Annotated in this window: 25 protein-coding genes; all 25 read right to left on the reverse strand. The window is 59.4% G+C overall.

The window, feature by feature from the left end; genetic code table 11:
- Positions 1-21: 21 nt before the first annotated feature.
- On the reverse strand, positions 22-1,725 hold the full coding sequence (locus ACZ9BB_RS16215; RefSeq protein ID WP_476214605.1) for an ATP-binding SpoIIE family protein phosphatase: 1,704 nt from the start codon (positions 1,723-1,725) through the stop codon (positions 22-24).
- A 5-nt stretch (positions 1,726-1,730) separates the two neighbouring features.
- Positions 1,731-2,036, reverse strand: a complete 306-nt coding sequence (locus tag ACZ9BB_RS16220) for an STAS domain-containing protein (RefSeq protein ID WP_476214606.1) — start codon at positions 2,034-2,036, stop codon at positions 1,731-1,733.
- Positions 2,037-2,157: 121 nt separating this feature from the next.
- Positions 2,158-2,607: a flagellar export protein FliJ gene (gene fliJ / locus ACZ9BB_RS16225; protein ID WP_476214607.1), complete on the reverse strand. Its 450-nt coding sequence runs from the start codon at positions 2,605-2,607 to the stop codon at positions 2,158-2,160.
- A gap of 6 nt (positions 2,608-2,613) precedes the next feature.
- Complete coding sequence (fliI, locus tag ACZ9BB_RS16230) at positions 2,614-3,972, reverse strand: flagellar protein export ATPase FliI (RefSeq protein ID WP_476214608.1); 1,359 nt, start codon at positions 3,970-3,972, stop codon at positions 2,614-2,616.
- Positions 3,962-4,762, reverse strand: a complete 801-nt coding sequence (gene fliH / locus ACZ9BB_RS16235; protein WP_476214609.1) for a flagellar assembly protein FliH — start codon at positions 4,760-4,762, stop codon at positions 3,962-3,964. Before fliH ends, fliI begins: the two co-directional genes overlap by 11 nt.
- 7 nt (positions 4,763-4,769) lie before the next feature.
- The gene (gene fliG / locus ACZ9BB_RS16240) at positions 4,770-5,789 is read right to left on the reverse strand and encodes a flagellar motor switch protein FliG (RefSeq protein WP_476214610.1); all 1,020 of its coding nucleotides are present in this window, start codon (positions 5,787-5,789) and stop codon (positions 4,770-4,772) included.
- Positions 5,782-7,569: a flagellar basal-body MS-ring/collar protein FliF gene (gene fliF, locus ACZ9BB_RS16245; protein ID WP_476214611.1), complete on the reverse strand. Its 1,788-nt coding sequence runs from the start codon at positions 7,567-7,569 to the stop codon at positions 5,782-5,784. Before fliF ends, fliG begins: the two co-directional genes overlap by 8 nt.
- A gap of 15 nt (positions 7,570-7,584) precedes the next feature.
- Positions 7,585-7,914, reverse strand: coding sequence for a flagellar hook-basal body complex protein FliE (gene fliE, locus ACZ9BB_RS16250; protein ID WP_258696960.1), 330 nt, complete (start codon positions 7,912-7,914; stop codon positions 7,585-7,587).
- Between the two features lie 180 nt (positions 7,915-8,094).
- Positions 8,095-9,480, reverse strand: coding sequence for a sigma-54-dependent transcriptional regulator (locus ACZ9BB_RS16255; RefSeq protein WP_476214612.1), 1,386 nt, complete (start codon positions 9,478-9,480; stop codon positions 8,095-8,097).
- Positions 9,481-9,485: 5 nt separating this feature from the next.
- On the reverse strand, positions 9,486-10,709 hold the full coding sequence (locus ACZ9BB_RS16260; RefSeq protein WP_476214613.1) for a sensor histidine kinase: 1,224 nt from the start codon (positions 10,707-10,709) through the stop codon (positions 9,486-9,488).
- A gap of 110 nt (positions 10,710-10,819) precedes the next feature.
- On the reverse strand, positions 10,820-12,295 hold the full coding sequence (locus tag ACZ9BB_RS16265) for a sigma-54 dependent transcriptional regulator (RefSeq protein WP_476214614.1): 1,476 nt from the start codon (positions 12,293-12,295) through the stop codon (positions 10,820-10,822).
- A gap of 172 nt (positions 12,296-12,467) precedes the next feature.
- Entirely contained in the window at positions 12,468-12,764 is a 297-nt protein-coding gene (fliT, locus tag ACZ9BB_RS16270) for a flagellar protein FliT (RefSeq protein WP_476214615.1), read from the reverse strand.
- A gap of 9 nt (positions 12,765-12,773) precedes the next feature.
- Complete coding sequence (gene fliS, locus ACZ9BB_RS16275; RefSeq protein WP_476214616.1) at positions 12,774-13,169, reverse strand: flagellar export chaperone FliS; 396 nt, start codon at positions 13,167-13,169, stop codon at positions 12,774-12,776.
- Positions 13,170-13,295: 126 nt separating this feature from the next.
- Positions 13,296-14,732: a flagellar filament capping protein FliD gene (fliD, locus tag ACZ9BB_RS16280; protein WP_476214617.1), complete on the reverse strand. Its 1,437-nt coding sequence runs from the start codon at positions 14,730-14,732 to the stop codon at positions 13,296-13,298.
- Between the two features lie 82 nt (positions 14,733-14,814).
- Positions 14,815-15,180, reverse strand: a complete 366-nt coding sequence (locus tag ACZ9BB_RS16285; RefSeq protein WP_476214618.1) for a flagellar protein FlaG — start codon at positions 15,178-15,180, stop codon at positions 14,815-14,817.
- A gap of 71 nt (positions 15,181-15,251) precedes the next feature.
- Entirely contained in the window at positions 15,252-16,103 is an 852-nt protein-coding gene (locus ACZ9BB_RS16290) for a flagellin domain-containing protein (RefSeq protein ID WP_476214619.1), read from the reverse strand.
- A gap of 255 nt (positions 16,104-16,358) precedes the next feature.
- Positions 16,359-16,628 carry a hypothetical protein gene (locus ACZ9BB_RS16295; RefSeq protein WP_476214620.1) on the reverse strand — a complete coding sequence of 90 codons (270 nt, stop codon included), beginning with the start codon at positions 16,626-16,628 and terminating at the stop codon, positions 16,359-16,361.
- Positions 16,625-17,917 (reverse strand): motility associated factor glycosyltransferase family protein, encoded by a 1,293-nt coding sequence (locus ACZ9BB_RS16300; protein WP_476214621.1) that lies wholly within the window; start codon positions 17,915-17,917, stop codon positions 16,625-16,627. Before ACZ9BB_RS16300 ends, ACZ9BB_RS16295 begins: the two co-directional genes overlap by 4 nt.
- A gap of 82 nt (positions 17,918-17,999) precedes the next feature.
- Positions 18,000-18,926: a ketoacyl-ACP synthase III gene (locus ACZ9BB_RS16305; RefSeq protein WP_476214622.1), complete on the reverse strand. Its 927-nt coding sequence runs from the start codon at positions 18,924-18,926 to the stop codon at positions 18,000-18,002.
- Positions 18,927-19,157: 231 nt separating this feature from the next.
- Positions 19,158-20,210, reverse strand: coding sequence for a pseudaminic acid synthase (gene pseI / locus ACZ9BB_RS16310; RefSeq protein WP_476214623.1), 1,053 nt, complete (start codon positions 20,208-20,210; stop codon positions 19,158-19,160).
- Positions 20,207-21,709 (reverse strand): UDP-2,4-diacetamido-2,4,6-trideoxy-beta-L-altropyranose hydrolase, encoded by a 1,503-nt coding sequence (pseG, locus tag ACZ9BB_RS16315; RefSeq protein WP_476214624.1) that lies wholly within the window; start codon positions 21,707-21,709, stop codon positions 20,207-20,209. The genes pseI and pseG overlap by 4 nt, the downstream gene beginning before the upstream one ends.
- Entirely contained in the window at positions 21,706-22,413 is a 708-nt protein-coding gene (gene pseF, locus ACZ9BB_RS16320; RefSeq protein ID WP_476214625.1) for a pseudaminic acid cytidylyltransferase, read from the reverse strand. Before pseF ends, pseG begins: the two co-directional genes overlap by 4 nt.
- Positions 22,410-23,030, reverse strand: a complete 621-nt coding sequence (locus ACZ9BB_RS16325; protein WP_476214626.1) for a pseudaminic acid biosynthesis-associated methylase — start codon at positions 23,028-23,030, stop codon at positions 22,410-22,412. The genes pseF and ACZ9BB_RS16325 overlap by 4 nt, the downstream gene beginning before the upstream one ends.
- Before the next feature lie 32 nt (positions 23,031-23,062).
- Positions 23,063-24,220 carry a UDP-4-amino-4,6-dideoxy-N-acetyl-beta-L-altrosamine transaminase gene (gene pseC / locus ACZ9BB_RS16330; RefSeq protein ID WP_476214627.1) on the reverse strand — a complete coding sequence of 386 codons (1,158 nt, stop codon included), beginning with the start codon at positions 24,218-24,220 and terminating at the stop codon, positions 23,063-23,065.
- Positions 24,217-25,218, reverse strand: a complete 1,002-nt coding sequence (gene pseB, locus ACZ9BB_RS16335) for a UDP-N-acetylglucosamine 4,6-dehydratase (inverting) (RefSeq protein WP_476214628.1) — start codon at positions 25,216-25,218, stop codon at positions 24,217-24,219. The genes pseC and pseB overlap by 4 nt, the downstream gene beginning before the upstream one ends.
- Between the last annotated feature and the right edge of the window lie 28 nt (positions 25,219-25,246).

The raw sequence follows: 25,246 nt of genomic DNA on the forward strand, positions 1-25,246 counted from the left end.
CTTGATCAAGAATGCCTGGCATTATGCCAGAGCCTCCCAGAAAAACTCCACGCGAGCACTTCTACCATTATCGGACCAGCTTGCATGATCACTCAACTGGCGGATCAAACTGACTCCACGTCCCGATAGACGGACGTCATCAACGGGCCGCGCCATCACCTGCGCCACATCGAAGCCCTTGCCACTGTCTTCGACCCGGACCGTCAGGCAACCGCCCTCGCCTTTCGGCGTCACCTGCAAATGCACCCGCACATAGCCATCCCGCAATTCATCCAGGCGCGTATTGCGCAGTTGATAGTACCGCGCAAAACCCGAAGCATCGCGTTTCAGACTCGAATCCAGGCCCAGCACGCCATGCTCCAGTGCGTTGGAATAAAGCTCCGCCAGCACACTGTAGAGCACACCACTCTGCGCCCGCAGACCATGCACCTCAAGCAGCAGTTGCAATAGATACGGCAGCGGATTGAAGCGCTTGAGGGTGGCGGCGCGGAACTCGAAACTCACCGACCAGTCCAGCGGGCAGGACTGACCACTGTCGGAATACACCGGTGCCGAAGGGCTCAGTTGCGCGGCCTCCAGCAGACGGACCTCGACCATGCTCACGTCATCGCGAGCCTCGCCACGAAAGTCCTGCAGCGCCTGCTCGATCTCTTCGAACAGTGCATCGGGCTGGCGATTGGCTGCAAACACTTGCTCCAGTCGCTCTACTCCAAACAACTGCTCATTGGCATCGCAGGTATCGATCACCCCGTCGGACAGCAGAAATACCCGATCGCCGACGGCCATCGGAAACACCTCGGTGCGATCATCGAAGGTTTGCGGGCTCAACACGCCCAGCGGCAAGTGCCGTGCCGTCAGCGCTGTACGCTCGCCGCTGGCGATGCTGTGCAGGTAACCGTCCGGCATCCCGCCGTTCCAGACTTCCACCGACCCTCGCTGAAAGCTCAGGCACAGCATGGCCGCACAGCAGAACATATCGACCGGCAGGATGCGTTTGAGCTTGGCGTTCATCTCGCGCAGGGTTTCGGACAAGCCGTAACCCTTGGCGGTCATGCCATAGAAGACTTCGGCCAACGGCATGGCACCGACAGCAGCCGGCAAACCATGGCCGGTGAAATCGCCGAGCAACACATGCATGTCGCCAGCCGGGGTGAATGCCGCCAGCAGCAGATCGCCGTTGAACAGCGCATAAGGCGATTGCAGGTAACGGATGTTCGGCGCATTCAGGCAACCGGAGTGGGCGACCTTGTCGAACACGGCTTTGGCCACTCGCTGTTCGTTGAGCAGATAATCGTGGTGCCTGGCGATCAGGTCACGCTGCTCCAACACGGTGGCCTGCAAACGCCGCAAGCGGTCCATCGCCTTGATCTTGGCGGCGAGGATCACCTGGTTGTAAGGCTTTGCCAGAAAGTCGTCGCCCCCGGCCTCCAGACAACGGGCCAGGGCTTCGCTTTCGGTCAGCGACGTCAGAAAGATGATGGGCACCAGGGTTTCGCCGGCCAACGCCTTGATCTGCTGCGCAGCCTCGAAACCGTCCATCACCGGCATCATGGCGTCCATCAGCACCAGGTGCGGTCGCTGCGAACGAAACACCTCGACCGCCTCGGCGCCATTACTGGCCGTCAGCACTTCATGGCCCTGACGACGGACGATAGTCGACAGCAGCAGCCGATCGGCCGCGCTGTCTTCGGCGATCAGTATCGTCAGCGGTTCGAGCGACTGCATGACGGTCAACTGATGTCGAACAGCTTGTCGAAATTGGAGATGGCGAGGATTTTCTTCACGTCGGTACTGCTGTTGACGACGCGAATATCGGAGTTGTCGCCACCGGCGTGATCGCGCAGCAAGAGCAGCATGCCCAACGCCGAGCTGTCGAGATAAGTGGCTTTCTTCAAGTCCACCACAATGGAATCGGGTTGCTGGTTGAGTTTTTCGTAGGATTCGCGAAATTCCTGATGCCGACCGAAATCGAATCGTCCCTCGATCGAAATCGTCAGCTTTTTCCCATCCGGAGATACTTCTGTAACGACTGACATTTCACGGCTTCCTTGTCATTGGCGAACGAACGTACGTGTACAAGGTTTAGCACCTGATGGGGGCTGGAGCAAGGCTGAAGAATTGTTCGACTTGTGAAATCGTCTTCGCGGGCTACCTGATTCAATACGGATCGTGACGCGGCAAGCGCTGGGACAGCTCATCCAGCAGCTTTTGCTCGCGCTTGTCTTCCAGTTGCCGCGCCTCATCCATGTAACGCTGAACCAGTTTTCGCAAGCCTTCGACCCGGGCAAACGCTTGCTGCCAGGCTTCCCGAGACTTGTTCAGATTATTTTGATGCCAGTTCAGGCTCTGGCGCTGCTGATCGATGGCCGTGCCCAATTGCGCGAGAAAGCCCTGATACCCCAGCAGCCACTGACCCGAAACGCCGCCGCTGCCACGCACGATCCATTGCTCTTGATAGTCGAGGCGGAAGGCTTCGAGGTCGGCGAGTTTACTTTCCGCCAAACGGACCTGCCCCTGAAAGTGCCCCAGGCGCAGGACGGCAGCTTTCTCGGCCTTTTCAGCCATTTCCACCACAGGCGCCAGGCGTGCTGCGCGGCTCGAGGCCATGACCGGTTAACCGCCCGGCGCTGGCGCAAAGATCGAAGCGAGATGGTTCTCGCTGGCGCCCATGTTGATGTTGTCGTTCAAGCCCTGGCGCAGGTACATGGTCATGGCCGGTTGCAGATTGATCGCGGTATCGGTTTCCCGATCACCGCCGGACACATAGGCGCCGACGCTGATCAAGTCGCGGCTCTGCTGATAGCGCGACCAGTATTGCTTGAACATCTGCGCGTGGTTCATGTGCTTGATGCTGACCACGGACGGCATGACCCGGCTGATGGAGGCTTCGATGTCGATGGCCGGGTAATGCCCTTCCTCGGCCAGACGCCGGGACAACACGATATGCCCGTCGAGTACGCCTCGCGCCGAGTCGGCGATCGGGTCTTGCTGGTCATCGCCTTCGGACAATACCGTGTAGAACGCGGTAATCGAACCGCCGCCCTTTTCGGCGTTACCGGCCCGCTCCACCAGTTTCGGCAACTTGGCGAACACTGACGGCGGATAGCCCTTGGTCGCCGGCGGTTCGCCGATGGCCAGGGCGATTTCCCGCTGGGCCTGGGCGAAACGGGTCAGGGAATCCATGAGCAACAGGACGTTCTTGCCCTTGTCGCGAAAATACTCGGCGATCCGCGTGCAGTACATGGCCGCGCGCAGACGCATCAGCGGCGCATCGTCCGCCGGCGAAGCCACCACCACCGAACGCTTGAGCCCTTCTTCACCGAGGATGTGCTCGATGAACTCTTTAACTTCACGCCCCCGCTCACCGATCAACCCGACGACGATAATGTCGGCCTCGGTGAAGCGGGTCATCATGCCCAGTAGCACACTCTTACCAACGCCGGTACCGGCGAACAGCCCGAGGCGCTGACCGCGACCGACCGTCAACAAACCGTTGATGCAGCGAATGCCCACATCCAGCGGCTCGCTGATCGGCTCGCGCTTGAGCGGGTTGATGGTCGGGCCATCCATCGGTACCCAGTCTTCAGCCTTCATCCCGCCCTTGCCATCCAGCGCACGACCGGCACCATCGAGTACCCGTCCGAGCATGCTCATGCCCATCGGCAAGCGACCGTTATCGGCCAGGGGAACCACACGGGCACCCGGCGCGATGCCGGCGACGCTGCCCACCGGCATCAGAAAGACTTTGCTGCCAGAGAAGCCCATGACTTCGGCTTCAACCTGCACCGGGTGATAGCTGTCATCGTTGATGACCATGCAGCGGCTGCCCATGGCGGCGCGCAAGCCTTCGGCTTCGAGGGTCAGGCCGACCATGCGCAACAGGCGACCTTCGAGGATCGGCGCGCCGGCAAGCGTAGTGGCCTCGGCGTAACTGCCCAGGCGCCTGGCGAAGCTGGTGCGATCAAGGCGCATCGGGAGCGTCCGGTTCTGCCGCGATCGCTGGCTTTTCGTCGATCGGCAGTTCAAGGCTCAGGTCCGGCGCGGCCGGGTGCAGCGCCTGATCGTGGAGTTGGTCGAACAGCTTGGCCATGACCTGGGTCACGCGGGTTTCGATGGTCGCATCGATACGGCTGTGTTCGGTTTCAACCCGGCAGCCGCCCGGCAACAAGGACTCGTCTTCGACGATGCGCCAGGTTTCTTCATGGCGCTCGCGCAAGGCTTTGACCTGTTCGAAATCCTGCGGATTGATGTACAGCCGCACATTGCCCACGCCCAGCGGCAAGAGCTTGAGCGCTTCGCGCATGACGTGTTCGATCTGCGTTGAGTCGATGGCCAGCTCGCGCTGAATCACTTGCCGGCTGATGTGCTGCACGAGGTCGACCAGGGATTTTTCAATCTGGGTGTCCTGTTCGGCAATCGGTTCGAACAGATTGGCCATCAGCTGCTCCAGGCCAGCGATCTTGGCCGCCAAGGCCACTTCGGCTTCCTGACGGACCTTGAGCGTGGTGCTGTGGAAACCTTCTTTCTCGCCAACCGCGAAGCCTTCGTTGTAGGCCTCCTGGCGAATGCTTTCGAGCTCTTCGAGGGTCAGTGGCTGGACTTCTTCCAGCGGCACTTCTTCCATTTCCGGCGGTTCGGGTTCCGGTTCCGGCTCGGGTTCCGGCACAAACGGGTCGAAGCTGGGCAGCGCCCAGACGTCGAAACCTGCGACGTCCTTGCCACGGATCAGGTCGGTCTGGGACTCATCATGTTTGGACGACATAGTGACCTTAGATCATCTCTTCGCCGCCCTTCCCGCCGAGAACGATTTCTCCGGCTTCGGCCATACGGCGGGCAATGGTGAGGATTTCTTTCTGCGCCGTTTCCACGTCGCTGACGCGCACCGGGCCTTTGGCCTCGAGGTCGTCGCGCAACAGTTCGGCCGCCCGTTTGGACATGTTCTTGAAGATCTTTTCCTTGACGCCTTCGTCCGAGCCTTTGAGGGCCAGCACCAGCACATCCGAGGACACTTCGCGCAACAGGGCCTGAATGCCGCGGTCGTCGACATCGGCCAGGTTGTTGAACACGAACATGAGGTCTTCGATCTGACCGGACAGGTCTTCGTCGACTTCGCGGATCGAGTCCATCAACTGACCTTCGATCGAGCTGTCGAGGAAGTTCATGATGTCTGCCGCACGCTTGATGCCACCCAGGGTGGTGCGCGAGGCGTTCGAATTGCCGGAGAACTGCTTCTCGAGAATCTGGTTGAGTTCTTTCAGGGCCGCCGGCTGCACGGTGTTCAGCGAAGACACCCGCAGGATGATGTCCAGTCGGACCTTGTGGTCGAAGTTGCCCAGCACTTCACCGGCCTGATCCGGGTCGAGGTACGCCACGACGATCGCCTGGATCTGTGGGTGCTCGTAACGGATCACGTCGGCGACGGCGCGCGGCTCCATCCACTTCAGGCTGTCGAGGCCACTGGTGTTGCCGCCCAGCAGGATTCGGTCGATCAGGCCGTTGGCCTTGTCCTCGCCCAGGGCCTGGGTGAGCATTTTGCGCACGTAGTCGTCGGAGCCGACGCCCAGGCTGGTCTGGTCGCCGACGATGTCGACGAACTCACTCATGACCTGTTCGACCTGCTCGCGATGCACATTACCCATCTGGGCCATGGCCACACCCACACGCTGGACCTCTTTGGGTCCCATGTGGCGCAGCACTTGCGCGGCGTCGGTAGAACCCAGGGACAGCAGCAGAATCGCGGCTTTGTCGACCCGGGACAGTTTGGCGGCAACGGCTCGGTTATCACTCATCTGCGTTAATCCACTCTTTCACGACCTGGGCCACGCGACCCGGATCTTCTGCCACCAGACTCTTGATTGCGTTCAACTGTGCGTCATAGCCTTCGCTCGGGCTCGGCAGCAGGATGCTGGTCGGGCCGCCGAGGCTGACGCGGTCGTTGGCCAGCTCGCCATCCAGAGCGCCCATACCACCCAGTTCCATGTCACTGCCAAGGCCTGCGAGTTGCTTGCCTTTGCCGCCACCGGTGATGTTATTGAGCACCGGACGCAGCACACCGAACACCAGCACCAGGATGAACAGCACACCCAGCACTTGCTTGACGATGTCCCAGAACCACGGCTGGGAATAGAACGGAATCTCGGCAATCACTTCACCGCGCTCGGCGGAGAATGGCATGTTGATCACGCTGACGCTGTCGCCACGGCTGGCGTCGAAACCGACCGCGTCCTGCACCAGACGGGTGAAGCGCGCCAATTCATCGGCGCTCCACGGCGCCCGCGTGATCTCGCCGTTGGCCGGGTTGACCTTGACCTGATCATCCACCACCACCGACACCGACAGGCGATTCAAACGGCCCTGCTGTTGTTTTGTGTGGCTGATGGAACGGTCGAGTTCGAAGTTCTTGGTGGATTGTTGACGCTTGTCCGCCGGGTACGGCGCCAGCATCGGCTGACCGGTGGCCGGGTCCATGATTTGCTGACCGTTGGCATCGAGCAATGGCTGGCCTGGCTGCACCATGCCAGCCGATGCGGTAGCGCCGCCGGTGGTTTGCGGTGCCGAAGCAGGCGACGGCGGCTGGTTGCTCAGGGCACCCGGCACACCTTGCGGGCCATTGCTGGCGGTGCGCTGCTCGTTGACCGACTGCTCGCTGCGCAATGCAGGCTGGTCCGGATTGAACTGCTCGGCAGTCGACTCGACAGCGTTGAAATCCACGTCGGCCGAGACTTCGGCTTTATAGCGATCGTTGCCCAGCACCGGTTGCAGAATGTTGTGCACACGCTGGGTCAGCATGCTTTCCATGCGACGGCTGTAATCGAACTGCTTGCCCGCCATGGTCAGTTCGGAGTTTTCCGCCTGATCCGACAGCAGGTTACCCTTCTGGTCGACGACAGTAATCTGCGATTTGCTCAGCTCGGGAACACTGGTCGCCACCAGATTGATGATAGCGACGACCTGGCCTGGCTCTAGCGAGCGACCGGAATACAGTTCAACCAGAACAGAAGCGCTTGGCTTGCGTTCGTCACGCACGAACACCGAACTCTTCGGAATCGCCAGGTGCACGCGGGCACCCTTGACATTGTTCAGGCTGGAAATGGTCCGGGCCAGTTCGCCTTCGAGGCCGCGACGATAACGGGTCGCCTCCATGAACTGACTGGTGCCCAGCCCCTGCTCTTTGTCGAGGATCTCGAAACCGATGTTACCGTCGCTGGGAGTGACACCAGCGGCCGCGAGCTTGAGCCGCGCACGGGACAGGTCATCGGCCTTGACCAGCAAGGCACCGGAGTTCGGTTCAACGGTATAAGGGATATCGGCGGCGGCCAGGGTTTCCATGACCTGCTTGGCGTCCATACCCGCAAGGCTGCCATACAGAGGCCGGTAGTCCGGCTGCTGGGACCACAACACCACGGCAAAACCAATCGCCACGCTCGCGGCCAGGCCGACCAACAGGCCCACCTGACGCAACATGGTCATCTCGGAGAGGTTTTCCAGGAAGGACAACCCGAACAGCGGCGGTTTGCCGTCTATTGGAGTGGCCTTGGCCGGAACATTATCGGCGATTGCTTCTGCCATGACTCAATCTCGTCCTTAAACCGGCATCTGCATGATGTCTTGGTAAGCCTGAACCAGCTTGTTACGCACTTGGGTCAGCGCCTGAAAAGACACGCTGGCCTTCTGTGAGGAAATCATCACGTCCGTCAGGTCGACGCCGCTTTTACCGATCTCGAAGGCACTCGCCAATTGATTGGAGGCCTGCTGGGTGTCGTTCACTTTATTGACGGCCTGACCGAGCATGTCGGAAAAGCTGCTGCCACCCATTTCAGGGACTGCGGCAGTCGATTTCGGCGCAGACATCGCATCCATTTGCATGGAGCGCATGTCCAGCATCAACCGATTGAATTCAATACCTTGGCTCATGGTCTACTCTCTTTGACGAAACTACGTCTTTGGCTACCCGCAATTTTTTGACACTCACTCGGCGGGTAGTGAGGTGTTAGCAACAAGGGTGCCAGCTCGGTGGCTGCTCTAAACAAAAGCTCTTCCTTGGCTCTCACCCCAGTCTTTCAAGCCATTACGCAATCTGCTACCAAAGTCGGATCAGGTGGCGAACAAGTACGCCTCCACATCCATTCCGGCGTCGCGCATCTGCGCCAGCTTGTAGCGCAAGGTGCGCGGGCTGATGCCCAGGCGCTCGGCAGCTTCTTTGCGCCGGCCACGCTCGGCGCGCAAGGTGTCGATGATCATCTGGAATTCACGGCGCCGCAGGTCATCGCCCAGGGCGCCTGCCGATTCGGCTTCGACCTCTACAGCGCGTGCGGGTGTTGGCGCCAATGCCGGCAATGGCGCACAGGCCACCGGCCCGGCCAGGCAGAAATCCTGCGGCTGGATCAAACCGCCCTGCTGCAGAATCAAAGCCCGCTGGATCGCGTTATCCAGCTCACGCACATTGCCCGGCCACGGATAGTCGATCAGGCACGCCTGCGCCTCAGGCGAAAGCTTTGCCGCGGCATGCTTCATTTTATTGACGTGCTTGGCCAACAGGCGCTCCGCCAGCGGCAGGATGTCGGCGGTACGCTCGCGCAGCGGACGCCAGGCCAATGGGAACACCGACAGGCGATAGAAAAGGTCTTCGCGAAAACGCCCCGCCGCCACTTCACCGGCCAGGTCACGGTTGGTGGTGGCAACCACTCGAATGTCCAGCGAGATCGGTTTGCGCGCACCGACTCGCTCGACTTCACGCTCTTGCAATACGCGCAGCAACTTGGCCTGAAGGCCGAGGGGCATTTCGGAGATTTCATCGAGCAGGATCGTCCCGCCATCGGCCTGTTCGAACTTGCCGGCCTGCGCCGCGATGGCACCAGTGAACGAACCCTTTTCGTGACCGAACAAGGTGGCCTCGAGCATGTTGTCCGGAATCGCCGCGCAGTTGATTGCAATGAACGGCTGACTGGCGCGATGGGAGTGTTGATGGATGTAACGCGCCAGCACTTCCTTGCCCGTCCCGGACTCACCGGAAATCAATACCGTGGAGTCACTGCGCGCCACCCGTGCGGCCAATTCCAGCAATTGCGCACTGGCCGGCTCAAACGCCACCGGCCCCTCGCTCTCGGTCGCGCCGAGATTGCCCAAGGCGTGACGTGCCACCAGATCGAGCAGGGCTTTGGGCTCGAACGGCTTGACCAGATAATCCGCCGCGCCCTGACGCATGGCGTCGACCGCACGCTCGACCGCACCGTGAGCGGTCATCAGCAATACCGGCAGTTGCGGCTGACGAGCCCGCAACAATCCGAGCAATTGGTGACCGTCCATGCCCGGCATGTTGACGTCACTGACCACCAGACTGAACACCTCGGCGCCGACCGCTGTCAGCGCCTCTTCCGCCGAACCAACCGCCGTGTAATCGTGCCCGGCAAGCAGCAGCGTGTCGGCCAGCGCTTCCCGTAGCGCGCGGTCATCCTCGACCAGTAAAACCCTGATTGCCATGTCCTTCACTTCGCTCCCTGAGCGCTGGGTTGCTCACCCGAAAAAAGCGGCAGAATCACCTGTGCGCAAGTGCCGCGCCCCGGCCGCGAGCGCAACTGCAATTCTCCCTGATGAGCACGGGCCACCGCCTTGACCACGGTCAGGCCCAGGCCGGTGCCGGTGGTTTTGGTGGTAAAAAACGGCTCACCCAGACGCGCCAGCACCGCCCCGTCGATACCGCTGCCGCTGTCACTGACACACAGGCGCAGGTTATTGCCGCGGGTATACAGGTGAACTTTCAAACGGACGTCGCCGGCGCTGGCCTGAATGGCGTTCTCGATCAGATTGAGGATCGCCCCGACCAAGGTGTCGCGATTGCACAACAACTCGCCGGCATGACTGTCGCATTGCCAACGAATCGGCAAGTCCTGAACATGGGTCAATGCGGCCGCTTGCAGCGATTGCATCAGCATTTTGGGAGTCACGCGATCAGTCAATGGCAGCTCGCCGCGAGCGAACACCAGCATGTCGCGCACCTGGTGTTCCAACTCATGCAGACGCTCTTTCAGGCGGCCGGCAAAACGCTGCTGTGTCGCGACCGGCAACTCCTGCTCAGTCAAATGACTGGCATAGAGCAACGCGGCGGACAACGGCGTACGAATCTGATGAGCCAACGAGGCGACCATACGCCCCAGGGACGACAGGCGTTCATGGCGAGCCAGTTGATCTTGCAAATGACGGGTTTCAGTCAGGTCGTTGAGCAACACCAACTGACCAGGCTCGGCGTCCAGCGAGCGGGTGGCGATCGACAGACGCCGACCGTCCTTGAGGGAGATTTCGTGACCGTCGTCTTCGCGCGGCGCAAAGCATCGCGCAATCACATGACGCCACAGCTCACCTTCCAGAGGCAGGCCGAGCAATTCGCACGCGGCGGGGTTGGCTTCGCGCACGATGCCTTGGGCGTCGATGACAATGACGCCGCCCGGCAATAGATCGAGGAGGTTTTGCAGACGGTTGGCCAGGCGTTCTTTTTCGGCCAGTTCCTGCATACGCTGGGCACTGACTACCGCCAGCTCGCCCTTGAGCTCGGTGACCCGGGCTTCGAGCATGCTGTAGGAATCGGTCAGTTGGCTCGACATCTGGTTGAACAGCGCAAACGCCTGCTCAAGGCCAAGCCGGCTTGCCTGCTCTACGGACGACGGTTGCCCCATAACATCAGGGGCAGGAGACATCTGGGCGGCTGGGGGCATTGTGCTCTCTCGCGTGGCTGACCGTCAGTTAAACGGAACGTTGCGAGGGATGTAGCAATACCCGTGCCTAAAAAAAACCGCCTATAAATGAAGGAGTTGAAAAACAGGCGTCAATCATCCGCCTGTTCATCACCGTCACGACGACTCATGCCGTACTTGCGCATTTTCTCCACCAGCGTGGTGCGACGAATCCGCAGCCGTTCGGCCGCCCGCGCCACGATGCCATTGGCATCATCCAGCGCCTGCTGAATCAGCCCTTGTTCCAGACCACCAAGGTAGTCCTTCAGGTCCAGGCCTTCCGGCGGCAACAGCGCATTGGCGGTGAAGTCCGGGGTATGACCATTGATGGCCACCCGTTCCTCGAGATCGCTGCGCAGACTGTCGACCAGTTGCTCGTCTTCGTCGTCGACGTAGCGGAATTTCTTCGGCAATTCGACCACACCGATCACCCCGTACGGATGCATGATCGCCATGCGCTCCACCAGGTTGGCCAGTTCGCGAACGTTGCCCGGCCAGCCGTGACGGCACAGCGACATGATCGCGGCCGAGTTGAAACGGATCGAACCACGCTTCTCGTGCTCCATGCGCGAGATCAACTCGTTCATCAGCAGCGGGATGTCTTCGACACGCTCGCGCAGCGGCGCCATCTCGATCGGGAACACGTTCAAGCGATAGTAGAGGTCTTCGCGGAAGGTGCCGATCTCGATCATGCTTTCGAGATTCTTGTGGGTCGCCGCGATGATCCGCACATCGACGCTTTGGGTCTTGTTGCTGCCCACGCGCTCGAAGGTGCGCTCCTGCAGGACGCGCAACAGCTTGACCTGCATCGGCAGCGGCATATCGCCGATTTCATCGAGGAACAGCGTACCGCCGTTGGCCAGCTCGAAACGCCCGGCACGGCTGGTGATCGCCCCGGTGAAGGCGCCCTTCTCGTGGCCGAACAATTCGCTTTCCAGCAACTCAGCCGGGATCGCCCCGCAGTTGACCGGAACGAACGGCGCTTCACGACGCTTGGAGTGGTAGTGCAGATTGCGCGCGACCACCTCCTTGCCGGTCCCGGACTCGCCGAGGATCAGCACGCTGGCGTCGGTGTCGGCGACTTGCTGCATCATCTGCCGGACGTGTTGAATCGCCCGGCTGGTGCCGACAAGGCTGCGGAAAAGATTCGGTTCACGGTGACGACCGCGCTCACGGGCCTGGTCATACATCTCGCGATAGACCTGGGCACGGTGCAGCGAATCGAGCAATTTGCTGTAGCTGGGTGGCATCTCGAGGGTCGAAAGCACTCGACGACGCTGGTCTTCGGGCAAGTCAATGGAAGAATTATCACCCATTAACAAAACCGGAAGGAACTCATCCCAGGTTGAGAGTGTCTTTAACAAGCCCAAAAGTGCACCAGGAGCATTAACCGTCCCGATGAGGACACAGATTACTTCGCGACTTGATGACAAAGAGCCGACAACCTGCTGCCAATCATGGCTGCCACAGGGTAAATTTTCTTCGCCGAGAAAATTTAAAATCACCGCCAAGTCGCGGCGGCGGACGCTATCGTCATCAATCAGCAGAATTTTGGTTTCACGCCACATGCAATAGCAACTTCCCTAGTCAACTCAATGCCCAAAATGAGGGGCAAGCTAGACGCTTGCAGACACGTTGTGCCTGTAGACGCCTGAAATCTGGAACCAGCCACTAGTTAAGTCAAAAAACCGTGCACAGTCAAATTTATGGCGCACTATGTTTGGATTAACTGAGGGTTAATTAACCAAACAGATGGTAAACCTTTGCCGCGCTCTGTGCTTGGTGGATCTGCGACATCTCGTCGACTATCGCCTGGCGCTCCCCCCTCGCCGCTGCCAGAAGCTGTTTATACACCCCCAGCAACTCCTCAAGGTTGTCGCGCAACGCGGCCTCGTCCACCGAAGCTTCACTCAAGACGTCTTCCATGCAGGAACGGCAAGCCAGGTCCAATTCACCGATGGCTTCCCAGTTACGCTCGGCCAATGCCTCGACCAGTGCGTCCCGGGTTTGTTCGATTCGCTGCAATACAAGACTCATGGTGTCTCCTTAAAACTGGGGAGCAGGTGCGCCAATGGCATCCCAACCGTCTTTCACCGTGCGAAGCAAATCGGCAACTTCGTCGAGAATTTTCGGATCGGTCCTGAGATTGGCTTCCGCCAGGCGCTTCATCATGTAGGCGTAGAGATTATCCAGCTCACCTACTGATTCGGCCTGGTTATCCAGATCCAGGCCTTCACGCAGACCACCGATAATGCCGATGGCCTTGCCGATCAAAACACCTTTGTTCGGAATATCCTTACGCTCCATCGCGCCTTTGGCCTGAGCGATACGATCCAGGCCACCTTCCATCAGCATCTGCACCAGACGATGGGGACTGGCTTCGGAAGTTTGCGCCTGAGCGCCAATCTTCTGGTATTGGCGAAGGGCTAACATTGGATTCATGTTGTACCTCATCAGAATTCTGTGGTTCGTATAATCAGTGTATCGACGACGCGTCAAAAAACTTTAGATTCAAAAACAAAAAGCCCGGAGCGTGTAAACGCTGCCGGGCTTTTGGCACTGTGAGTGTTACGAGTTCTTCTGTTGCGCGGTCATGGCTTCGAACATCGACGTGATGTTACTGGCTGTCGCTTTCAGCTTGCCGACAAGCGTATCCATGTCGTTGTACTTTTTGGTCAGTACCGCGGTCAGGGTCTCTATTCGGCGATCCAGGGCCGCCTGGTCATTGCTCAACTTGGTCTTTGTCTTGTTCAGACTTGTTGTGCGCTGATCCAGAACACCGCCAGTATCGGTGAACGGTGCGATAGCCTTCGTCATGCGCGCCAGCAGACCATTGTTGCTGCCAGCGTCGCCGACAAACATCTTCTGGACTTCACCGCCCAGCTTCTTGTCATTCATGGCGCTGGTGAATTTGGTGCTGTCGAAGTTGAGGGCACCGGTTTTTTGATCGGTGGTAATACCCAGCTGCGCCAGAACAGTCAGTTTGTCACCCGCACCGGTTTCCGCCAGCGGACCGCGTATGGACGAGAGAATCGAACGCGGCAACGCGTCGCCGGTCAATGCAGCCGAAACGGTCGGCTTGCCATTATCGTCGAGCGAAGGCTTGGTCAATGCCGAGATGCCGTTGGCCAGAGCGTTATAAGCATCGACGAACTTCTGGATCGAAGCTTTCAGACCATCGTTGTTGCTGGCCACAGTGACGGTCGAAGTACCGGTCGCCACCAAGTTTAAGGTTAGCCCGGAAACAGCCTTGTCTACAATATTGCTCTTGCTGGTCAGCGCCATGCCATCGATGGAGAATTTAGCATCAATGGCCACAGCACCGATCGAACCGGCCGAGGTGGCGCTCATTGCCGGGCCGCCGCTGGCGCCAACGACATTGCTGCCGTCGATAGTCAGTTCCGAAATGCCGCTGACGGAAATGTCAGAGCCCGCACCGGTCGTGGTCGAGCCAAGTACCAGACGCGAACCGAAGGAGTCGGTGACGATGTTGGCACTGATACCTGCGCTCTTGAGCGAGGTATCGGCGTTGATCGAATCGCGAACCGATTGCAGCGTCGCCCCGGCCTTGATGTCGAGGTTGTAGGTGCTGGTTCCCTGCGTGATGCTCAACGTACCTGCAGTGATCGGGCTGGTCGTACCGCCGGCGAACGCTGCGCTGGTGACTTTCGAAGACGTGGCCAGATTATCCACTTTCACGACGTAGTTGCCGTTTACCGCCGAGTTGCTGGCGGTGGCGCCGACGATCTTCACATCGGAGGAAGTGGCTGCAAAACCCGGAAATTGCGGGGTAGTCGTGCTGCCCAGATCCTTCATGGCCTGATTAAAGGCAGCCATCAACGACTTCAAGGTACCAATACCGGAAATGCTCGCGGTGTTGGTCGCAGTCCCACGGTCGATCTGACCTTGCTTGGCGGCTTTGTCAGCGTTTACCAAGGCTTTGACGATAGCACCGGTATCAAGGCCGGAGCCTAAACCCGTGCCCGGTAGAATTGGACTTGCCATGTGGAACTCCCTTCAGTGTGTCGCCGGCCTTTTGACCACTACAACGCCCAAAAGAACATAGCAACAAAATTCGTGCCAGTTGTCAGACTTTAGCGCTGAACAACAGGCTGCTTGCATCATTCAAACTGTTCGCCAGCTTAAGGACTTCTTCGTTGGGGATTTGACGAATCACCTCACCGGAGTCACTGGCAATCACTTTGACCACAACTTTGCCTGAAGGCTCGTCAATCGAGAACTCCAGGTTACGCTTGACCGACTGAACGAACTTTTCGATTTCCTGAACGGCCATCTTCAGTTTTTCCTGCTCGGTCTGGTCGTTTTTACCTTCTTCCTTGACGGCAACCACTGGCGCAGTTTCCGCTCGAGGCTTTTCCGCAGGCTTGTCGGCAACAGTCGTCGCCTGCTGGGCCGCAGGATAAGACAAGTTCAGCTTGACGCTCATATCCATGTCCATCACCTCTTAAAGTAAAAAGCGAGAGAGCGCGACAAGCGCACTCCCCCGCCAAAACTCATCAGCGATTACTGAAGCAGTTTCAGTACAGCGGATGGCAGTTGGTTGGCTTGAGCCAGAACCGCGGTGGAAGCTTGTTGCAGAGTTTGTTGCTTGGTCAGCTGTGCAGTTTCAGCAGCGAAGTCGGTATCTTGTACACGACCCAGTGCAGCAGCGGCGTTTTCGTTGATGTTCTGCAAGTTGGAGATGGTGCTGGTCAGACGGTTTTGTGCAGCACCGAGGTCAGCACGAGTGGAGTTGATGGTCGCCAGAGCCGCATCGATTGCAACGATAGATGCTGCGGTGCTGGTTTCTGCGGTGGCGCTATCGGTACCGGTGATGGCAATAGCACCACTATCAACGCCCAGAGTTACAGCGTCTGTGCCGGCCGCCAGAGAGATGGTGATCTGGTTGGTCGCACCCGTGTTGGAACCGACCTGGAAAGTCATGGTACCGGCAGAGCCGTCGATCAGATTCTTACCGTTCAGGTTGGTCGAGCTGGCGATACGAGTCAGTTCGTCCGACATCGAAGCGAATTCTTTGTTCAGAGCGACACGGTCAGCAGTACCGTTGGAGTCGTTTCGCGATTGAACAGCCAGTTCACGCATACGTTGCAGAATGTTGGTCTGTTCCTGCATCGCGCCTTCAGCGGTCTGAGCGATCGAGATACCGTCGTTGGCGTTTTTGATCGCCATGGTCTGACCACGGATCTGCGAAGTCATACGGGTAGCGATTTGCAGGCCGGCGGCGTCGTCTTTGGCGCTGTTGATTTTCAGGCCGGAAGACAGGCGAGTCATCGAAGTCGACAGAGCGTCGGAAGCACGGTTCAGGTTTTTCTGAACGTTCAACGATGTGACGTTAGTGTTTACTGTTAAAGCCATGACGAATTCCTCGTTGGTTGGGTACTGCGGCTTCCGGCCCTGGCAACCGCCGGGTATGGCCTAGAGAACCTTCGTAATAGTTATCGTCGGGATTGCAACTTGCTTTAGGGGATTTTCAAAAAAAATTGCCATCACGTTGCCACCCCCCGTGATTCAAGGGTTTGCCAGCACCAGAGCAGCGAAAAAAAATGACGCCAGGGAAATGCCGGTGACGGACTGGCGAGAATTCGCCTGCACCGGCAGAAGAGAAATTGTTTAAATGGACAGACTGTCGCGCAGTAACTGGACCAGCTCGTATTCCAGGTAGTCCGCCAGCGCCAGCCAGTTCTGCGTCTCCTGACATTCGAGCAGCCGGCCGAGCAAGAGAACCCATTGCTGCCGAATAGTCTGCGGTAACAAATCGAAAGACGGCTGCATCGCTCCGATCAATTCGATCATCGCCAGCCCTGCTTCTACATCACGCCCCAAACGGAATAATGCAGCGCAGTGCTGTGAGTCGACGACAAAAGATTCAAGCCCGCTCATGACGCCAACTCCGGATGAAAAGCCGTCCCGGCGATCATCGCCCCTGCCCGACTGCTGTTATAGAAGCGCACCTGAGGATGGCCGGCGATAAAACGTTCCAGCTCACACAGGTAGCTGCGGAAGTTGAGCTGGGTCTTGATGCGCTGACCGTGACCATCCAGCACCCAGTGTTTGGCTGCTCCCAGTTGCGGGCCCAAGTCGCCATCGTTCCAGCCAGCATGGGTCTTGTCGTTGGGGAAGGCAAAGTCGGCACCGAACAGGGTGATCTGCACCGCCCCCATCTTCACCGCCAGGTCCACCGCCGGATGAATCACGCTACCGCCTACATACAGCTCGCCCTTGGGCCATTGCTGGCGCATCTGCTGATAGATCGGGCTGGCGGAGTAACCGACATACCGTGGCCCTTGCCAGGCGACCAGCACCTGAGGGTCGACCATGGGCATGTACGCCAGGGTGATGTCGACCGTGCCTTCAGGTGGTAGATGCCGGGCCGAGATGCGCTGGTCGATGCTGACCACCACATCGGGACGGATCCCGTGATCAAGCAGTGGTCGGTAGGCCGTATCGACACAGATAAACAATGGTCGCTCGTCCTGACTGCGAATCGCGCGCAAGACCTCGAAATGCTGTTCAAGGCTAGGGCCCGTGGCAATGACGAACACCTCCTGCCCGTTGCGCGAACCGAACAACTCGGTCACATCGCGGTCGGTTTGCACAAGCTCCAGACTAGCCTGCAAGCGCTCCACGACATCCGGGGTCTGAGGATCGAACTCACGATTATTGAAGCTCAGGTGAGTTTCGCTGATCAAGCGATCACGGATCTTCGCATTGAAGTCATCGGTCAGCACCAGCTCGGACGGCAAGGCGAAGTACGGCAGCTGGATTTCCGCTAGATCCCCGGCATACAACAGCTCGACTCGGGGATCGTTGAGCCATTGCTGCTGATCGAGCAATTGCAGCACCAACGCAAACACCGCGCCGTTGAGGATGTGCACATACAAACGTTCAAGCCCGTCGCGCTGCAGCAACTCCATCTGCAGATCGCCAAGACCGGCGCCATAGACATGCACCACCGGACTGTCGACCGGCAGACTTGCGGCCTGAAGCTGCGCTTCGCGGGTACGGTCATGGCGACTGGTCAACTGAATGCCGTTGATGCTCAGGGTCGAGCCGAGCCCTTCCACCAGATCGGCCTGCAACGGGCCCGGATCTTCAGACAGTAGACGCTCAGCCACAACCGGCCAGCGACGCTGGATGAGTTCGGCGTTGGGTTGAAAAAACTCGCTCATGGCGCCTCGCTGTGATTCGGGCAAAAAAATAGCGCTCAAGGTTACACCTTGAACGCTTTTTTTGTGCCCGGCTTTTAGAAGATCAAGGACGATAGATGATCGCCGAACCCCAAGACAAACCAACACCGAAACCGCTGAGTGCCACACGCTTCCACTTGGAATCGAGCACGTGTTTTTCCAGCAGCAATGGAATGCTCGACGACACGGTGTTACCGGTCTCGACCATGTCCTTGATGAACTTCTCGGGCTCGCCCTCGAAGCGTCGCGCCACGGCATCGACAATCGCCGCGCTGCCCTGGTGAATACAGAAGGCATCGATATCATCGGCCGTCAGACCCGAGTCGCCGAGCAGCTCATGCAAATGCGCCGGCACTTTGAGCAGCGCGAAGTTGAAGACCTGACGGCCATTCATGAAGAACACGCCATCGGTGACCTTCAGGTGCGGCGCACCGGAACCGTCGGTGCCGAACTTGGCCTTGCCCAACTGCCATGGAGCGTCTTCGCCCATCCAAGTGGCGGTGGCGGCATCGCCGAAGAGCATGGTGGTGTTGCGATCTTCCGGGTCGACGATCTTGGAGTACGGATCGGCGGTCACCAGCAGGCCATTCTTCAGGCCTGCAGCCTCCATGAAGCCCTTGATGGCGTAGATCCCGTAGACGTAACCGGAGCAGCCCAGGGAAATATCGAACGCCGCCACGGTCGTCGGCAGGCCCAGTTTGTCCTGAACGATGGCGGCGGTGTGCGGCAGGCCTTCTTCGTCACCGTTCTGGGTGACGACGATCAGCACGTCGATGGCTTCACGCTTCAAATCGGGATTGTTGGCGAACAGCGCGTTGACTGCCTCGACACACAGGTCGGAAGTTTCTTGCCCGGCGTCTTTGCGCGGCAGGAAGGCCGAACCGATCTTGCCCAGGATGAACTCTTCATCCTTTTCGAATTTTGCACCTTGTGCGTAATTGTCCACGCCGGCTACAGGAACGTAGCTCGCAATGCTCTTTATGCCAATCATTACGGCTTCCCAATAATAAACAGCCCAATACCACCGCTCGCAAGGAATCGAGGGGCGCCGACAAACAACGAATAAACGTCGCCCTCAAGGGGGTGACAGCGGGAAGCGTAAAAGGCCATCACTGAGTCAAAAAACAGACCAGGCGCCCTCTCCCCTATTTATACAATACAGTGAAGATGCGCGTTATGACTCGCAGGTCACGCTATTTTGCCGAATCAGCCCCACAAGCGGTTATTCAACCAACGACCAATCCAGCGGTGTTCCGCGCTTGATGGCCTGGCGAGCGCGGCGGCCCAGAAGGGTTTCAGCGTGTTTGGGGGCCAGCCCCAGACCAGGGCGGATGGCTCGCAGATTGGCGGCGGTAAAAGGCTCTCCGGCGACCATATCCTGGGTGACATACAGCGACCGGCGGTACACCAGGGACTTGCGCTCGGCGTCAGTCACGCCGTAATGCACTTGGCCCATGGCCTGCCAGGCGCGCTCGGTTTCGACCACCAGGCTGGCGAGTTCGGCCGGTTCCAGGGAGAAACTGGCATCCACGCCTCCGGCGGCACGATCGAGGGTGAAGTGTTTTTCCACCACCGTCGCCCCCAGCGCTACGGCGGCGACAGACACCCCGACACCCATCGAATGGTCGGACAAACCGACTTCACAGCCAAACAACTCCCGCAGATGAGGGATCGTGCGCACGTTGCTGTTGGCGGGCGTCGCCGGGTAAGTGCTGGTGCACTTGAGCAACACCAGGTCCTTGCAACCTGCCTCGCGGGCGGCACGCACGGTTTCGTCGAGTTCGGCGATGCTGGCCATGCCGGTGGAAATGATCAACGGCTTGCCGGTGGCAGCGACCCGCCGGATCAACGGCAGATCGGTGTTCTCGAAGCTGGCGATCTTGTAGGCCGGCACATCGAGGCTTTCGAGGAAGTCCACCGCGGTGTCATCGAACGGTGTGGAGAACGCCAGCATGCCCAGCTCTTTGGCCCGGGCGAAAATCGGCGCGTGCCATTCCCACGGCGTGTGGGCCTTCTCGTACAGCGCATACAGCGAAGAGCCGGCCCACAGGCTGTTTGGGTCCTTGATGAAGAACTCGCCTTCAGACAGATCCAGGGTCATGGTCTCGGCGGTATAGGTTTGCAGCTTCAAGGCGTGCGCACCGGCCTTGGCCGCGGCTTCGACGATTTGCAGCGCCACGTCCAGCGACTGGTTATGGTTGCCGCTCATCTCGGCAATGATGAACGGCGGCGCATCGGCACCGATCGAGCGATGGCCGATCTTGAAACTGGTCATTGTCTAGGATCCTTCAATACGCGCGTGAACGCGCAAGCACTCTGAGTGAAACCTGCCTCGCGGAAAACTTTCAGCGACGCCTGGTTGGCCGGCAGCACCTGAGCGGTGATTGCTTGCAGTGATGGCCAGTGAACGCTGACGAAGGCTTCGCCCCGCGCCAACAGCGCCCGGCCCCAGCCCAGGCCGAGTCGGCCGTCGAACAGATAAATCGAGACTTCGGCCCGAGTACCGTCAAGGTCATAGCGCAGCACACCGACCGGGCCGTCATCCGTCTCGGCGACCAACAACAACCGCCGTGGATTGTTCAGGCTCGCGGCCAGCCAGGCCTGATGCCGTTGCCAATCGATGACGTGGGTGTCCAGCGACCAGCGCCGTACTGCCTCGGCATTACGCCCCTCGAACAACAATTGCGCATCGTCCGCAGTGGCACGGCGCACCTGCAATACCGCCCCCGCCAATGCTGCCGCCACCCGCTGCGCGCCACGGCCATCGACCAACTGCCGCGAACGTTCGGCCAGACTCTGGCGAAGCCCCTGATTGCCCACGACAAAACCGATGGCCTGGCGCAACTGCTCGACACTAACCTGCTCGCGGTTGCCCAGGAACACATGAGCCCCCGAGGTCGCCATCACCTCGCCATTGGCCTGCTGATTATTCGAGACCGCAATGCAGATCGTCGGCAGCCCCATGGCCGCCCGCTCCCAACTGGTACCGCCACCGGCACCGATGAATAGATCGGCCTCGGTCATCAGTCGGTAGAAGTCGCTGACAAAACTGTGCAGCCGCCAGTTCGGACGATCAACCGCCAGTGCCTGCATCTGCTCCCAGGCCGGGTTGTCGGCACCCGCCACGAAGTCGACCTCCAGCTCATGGAAGTCCGCCAGCGCCAACATCGTGTGGTGAGTCTGCATGGCTGCATCGAAGCCGCCGAAGTTCACCAGCACTCGCCTGACCACAGGCTTGATCTCGATCGCCGGGCAGCAGAATTCATCGCGCAGCAGGGCAAATCGTGGGCCGAGCAAGGTTTGGCAGTCGGGCGTCAACAGTGAGGCGTAGGCCTGTGGTGTACCCGACAGATTCTGATTGAGCAGCAGATCCACGCGGTAGTGTCGAGTGGCCAGGTCATCCACCGCTGCGATCCGTGGCGCCCAATGACGGGCTGCGGCCTGCCAGTGATGGTCGAGGCCATAGTGGTCGACGATGATCCAGTCAAAGCCCGCATGGCCTTCCAATGCTTGCGCCAGCGCAGCGACGTCCGCCTGCCATGGCAGCATCGACTCGATAGCCTGCTGCGGGTCTTCATCGCGATAGCGGTCTGGCAGTGCGAAGGTCTCGAAACCCTCGCTGGCCAGGCTGTCCAGCCGATGACCCGGTAACAGACGACAGGCGAAGGCCACATGCGCGCCCTGCTTGCGCAACACCCTGGCCAGGGTCAGGCAGCGGGCGATATGGCCACTGCCAATGGTCGGCGACGCATCGGCGCGGATCAGCACTCTCATTGCAGCTCTCCCCCGGCCTTCAAGGCGGCGTAGAGGTATTCGGCGCGTTTCCAGTCTTCGAGGGTGTCGATGTCCTGTACCAGGTAGCGCGGCAGAATCACCGGCAGGCTCGCCGGCGAGAACAGCGCATCACCACGCAACCAGGCCTCACTGCGCCCCCAGTAGAACTGGCCGGCGTCTTGAAAGGCGACCGGTAAGTCCTGCGAGCGGGTGTTACGAAACTCCGGATACAACGCGGTCAATGCGCCCTTATCGTCAACGGTGAGCGCGCGCTGCACTGGAAAACTGAAATCGCACACCGAGAATGCGAAAGATTTTTCGGGACGCCGCTCCAGCAGATTCAACCCTTGATGCAGAAACCTCGTCTGCAGCAACGGCGCCGTGGCATAGATGCAACAGGCATAGTCAAAATCCTGACCTTGTCGATGTAATTCATTCAGAGCGTGCGCAATCACCGCGGCAGTGCCGGTGAAGTCATCGGCCAGGGCCGCAGGCCGCGTGAACGGCACCTGCGCACCGCTGGCACGGGCCAGCTCGGCAATTTCTTCATCATCGGTACTGACCACTACGTGAGCAAACAGCCCTGAGCTGATCGCCGTCCGAATCGAATGGGCAATCATCGGCACGCCATCGAACGACTTGAGGTTCTTGCGTGGTATACGTTTGCTGCCACCCCGGGCCGGAATGATGGCGACGCTGTTCACTGGCGTTTTTCCAGAAGGAACCAGGTGATGTCATCCACCGGGAATTGCGGGTCGCGATGGTAACCAAAACCGTAATCGACCAATTGCAGGTCCTCATAACGATCAAGCATTTCACCGGCAAAATCACGCTTGAACAGCTTGCCGCTGTTACCACGATACGACACCTCGACCGGTGCCGGGTTGTAGTACTCGGCGATCAGTACGTAACGATTGCTCAACTCATATAGCTGCGCATAAGCGGCGGCCAGCAACTCTGGCGCCAGATGAATCAACACGCCTTTGCTCAGTGTCAGGTCAAAGGTGCGCTCGCGAGGAAAATCGAACAGCGACCCCTGCCAGATCTGCGCAATTCCCAGTGCCCGGGCCTGGGCGCAAGCACTGCTATTGATTTCCACGCCGAACAAGTCGCACTGAGGCAACAGCTGGCGTAACGCCTGCAGATTATTACCGGCATTGGTCCCCAGTTCGACCAGGCTCTCAATCCGCCCTGTCCGGGTCAGCGCCTTGGCAAACAATGCGAGGTTGGCAGCCACCAAGGGCTGTCCCACATTGCGCTCGACATACTGATTACCAAAGTCACCCTGCCAGAATTTTTCCTGCTCACTCAGTTCACGCATCACACTTTCCCATCCGCCGCCCATGGCAGCATTTATTCGGTCAGCCGCCGCAATTGCTCGACCACATAGTCCTGTTGTTCATCGCTCAGCAGAGGAAACAGCGGCAGGCTGATGGCCTCGGCGTAATAACGTTCGGCTTCGGGAAAGTCCCCCTCGGCGAAACCCAGGTCGCGATAGTACGGCTGCAAGTGCACGGGAATATAGTGCAGATTCACTCCGATACCGGCCGCTCGCAAACCTTCGAACACCTGTCGATGACTGAGGTTGATCCGCTCAGTCTGCAAGCGCACCACGTACAGATGCCACGCCGATTCGGCTTCAGGCTGCGCGCTGGGCAAGGTCAGCGGCAAGTACGCCAGCAGCCGGTCGTAACGCGCCGCCAGCTCACGCCGACGCTCGATAAAGCCATCGAGCTTGTTCAACTGTGACAGACCGAGGGCCGCTTGCAGGTCGGTGATCCGGTAATTGAAACCCAGCTCCACTTGCTGGTAATACCAGGGGCCGTGGCTGGGTTCGGTCATCTGCTCGGGGTCACGGGTCATGCCGTGGCCGCGCAGGCGCCGCAAGCGCTCCGCCAGTTCCGGGCGATTGGTCAGCACCATGCCGCCTTCGGCGCTGGTGATGATCTTCACCGGATGGAAACTGAATACCGTCATTGCTGCGAATTCACCGCAACCCACCGGGCGCCCGGCATAGGACGCACCAACCGCGTGGGAGGCATCCTCGATCACCGTGAAGCCGTAACGCTCGGCCAGTTCGGCGATCATGCGCATATCGCAGCTCTGCCCGGAGAACGCTACCGCCACCAGCACTTTCGGCAGCGTGCCGTCGCGCTCGGCGATTTCAAGCTTCGCCGCCAAGGTGTAGGCGTCGAGGTTCCAGGTCAACGGATCGATGTCGACAAAATCGACATCCGCGCCACAGTAGCGACCGCAGTTGGCGGAGGCCAGAAAGGTGTTCGGCGTGGTCCACAAGCGATCGCCCGGCCCCAGGCCCGCCGCCAGACACGCGATGTGCAACGCCGCCGTGGCATTGCACACCGCCACCGCGAAATCGGCCTGGCAACGCTCGGCCATGGCCTGTTCGAAACGCTCGATGGTCGGCCCTTGCGTCAGCCAGTCGGACTGCAACACGGCGACCACCGCATCGATGTCCGCCTGATCGAGGCTTTGCCGACCGTAGGGAATCATGCCGACAACTCCGCGTGCAGGTCGGCGATCTGGCCGACCGACAGGAAGTGTGGATTGGTGTCGGAGCGGTACTCGAAATCTTCGCTCACCGGCCGGCCCTGCTCGCCCAGTTTGTCCACGGCAAAATCCACGTCGACGCTGGTGAAACGAATCGACGGCTGAATGGTGTAGTGATCGTCGAACTCCAGGGTCATGCGCGCGTCATCCAGCGGCACCATCAGCTCATGGAGTTTTTCCCCCGGACGAATGCCGACGTTCTTGTGCGGCAAATGTTCAGCCATGCCCAACGCCAGATCGACGATGCGAATCGATGGGATCTTCGGCACAAACACTTCACCGCCGTGCATGCGGGCGAAGCTGTCGAGTACAAACTTCACGCCGTGATCGAGAGTGATCCAGAACCGCGTCATGCGCTCGTCGGTGATCGGCAGCTCTTTGGCGCCCTCGGAAATCAGTTTGCTGAAGAACGGCACTACCGACCCCCGCGAGCCGGCGACGTTGCCATAGCGCACCACGGCAAACCGGGTTTGTTGCTCGCCGGCAATGTTGTTGGCGGCCACGAACAGTTTGTCCGACAGCAGCTTGGTCGCGCCGTACAGGTTGATCGGGCTGGCAGCCTTGTCGGTGGACAGCGCGACAACTTTTTTCACGCCGTTGTCGATGGCCGCGGCAATGATGTTTTCCGCGCCGTTGACGTTGGTACGAATGCATTCGGTGGGGTTGTATTCCGCCGCCGGCACTTGCTTCAGCGCCGCGGCGTGCACCACGTAATCGATGCCGCGCATGGCCTGGCGCAAACGGTCGGCGTCACGCACATCGCCGATGAAGTAACGCATGCACGGCGCGTTGAATGTCTGCTGCATCTCGTACTGCTTGAGTTCATCGCGGGAGAACACCACCACGCGCTTGGGCTGGTATTGTTCCAGCAAGCGGCGGATGAAGTTGCGCCCGAACGAGCCGGTGCCGCCAGAGATGAAAATCGATTTACCGTTGAACATGCCTTGAGTCCTTTTACCTGTCAGCCAG

This window comes from Pseudomonas sp. TE3552 (genome assembly GCF_056278945.1).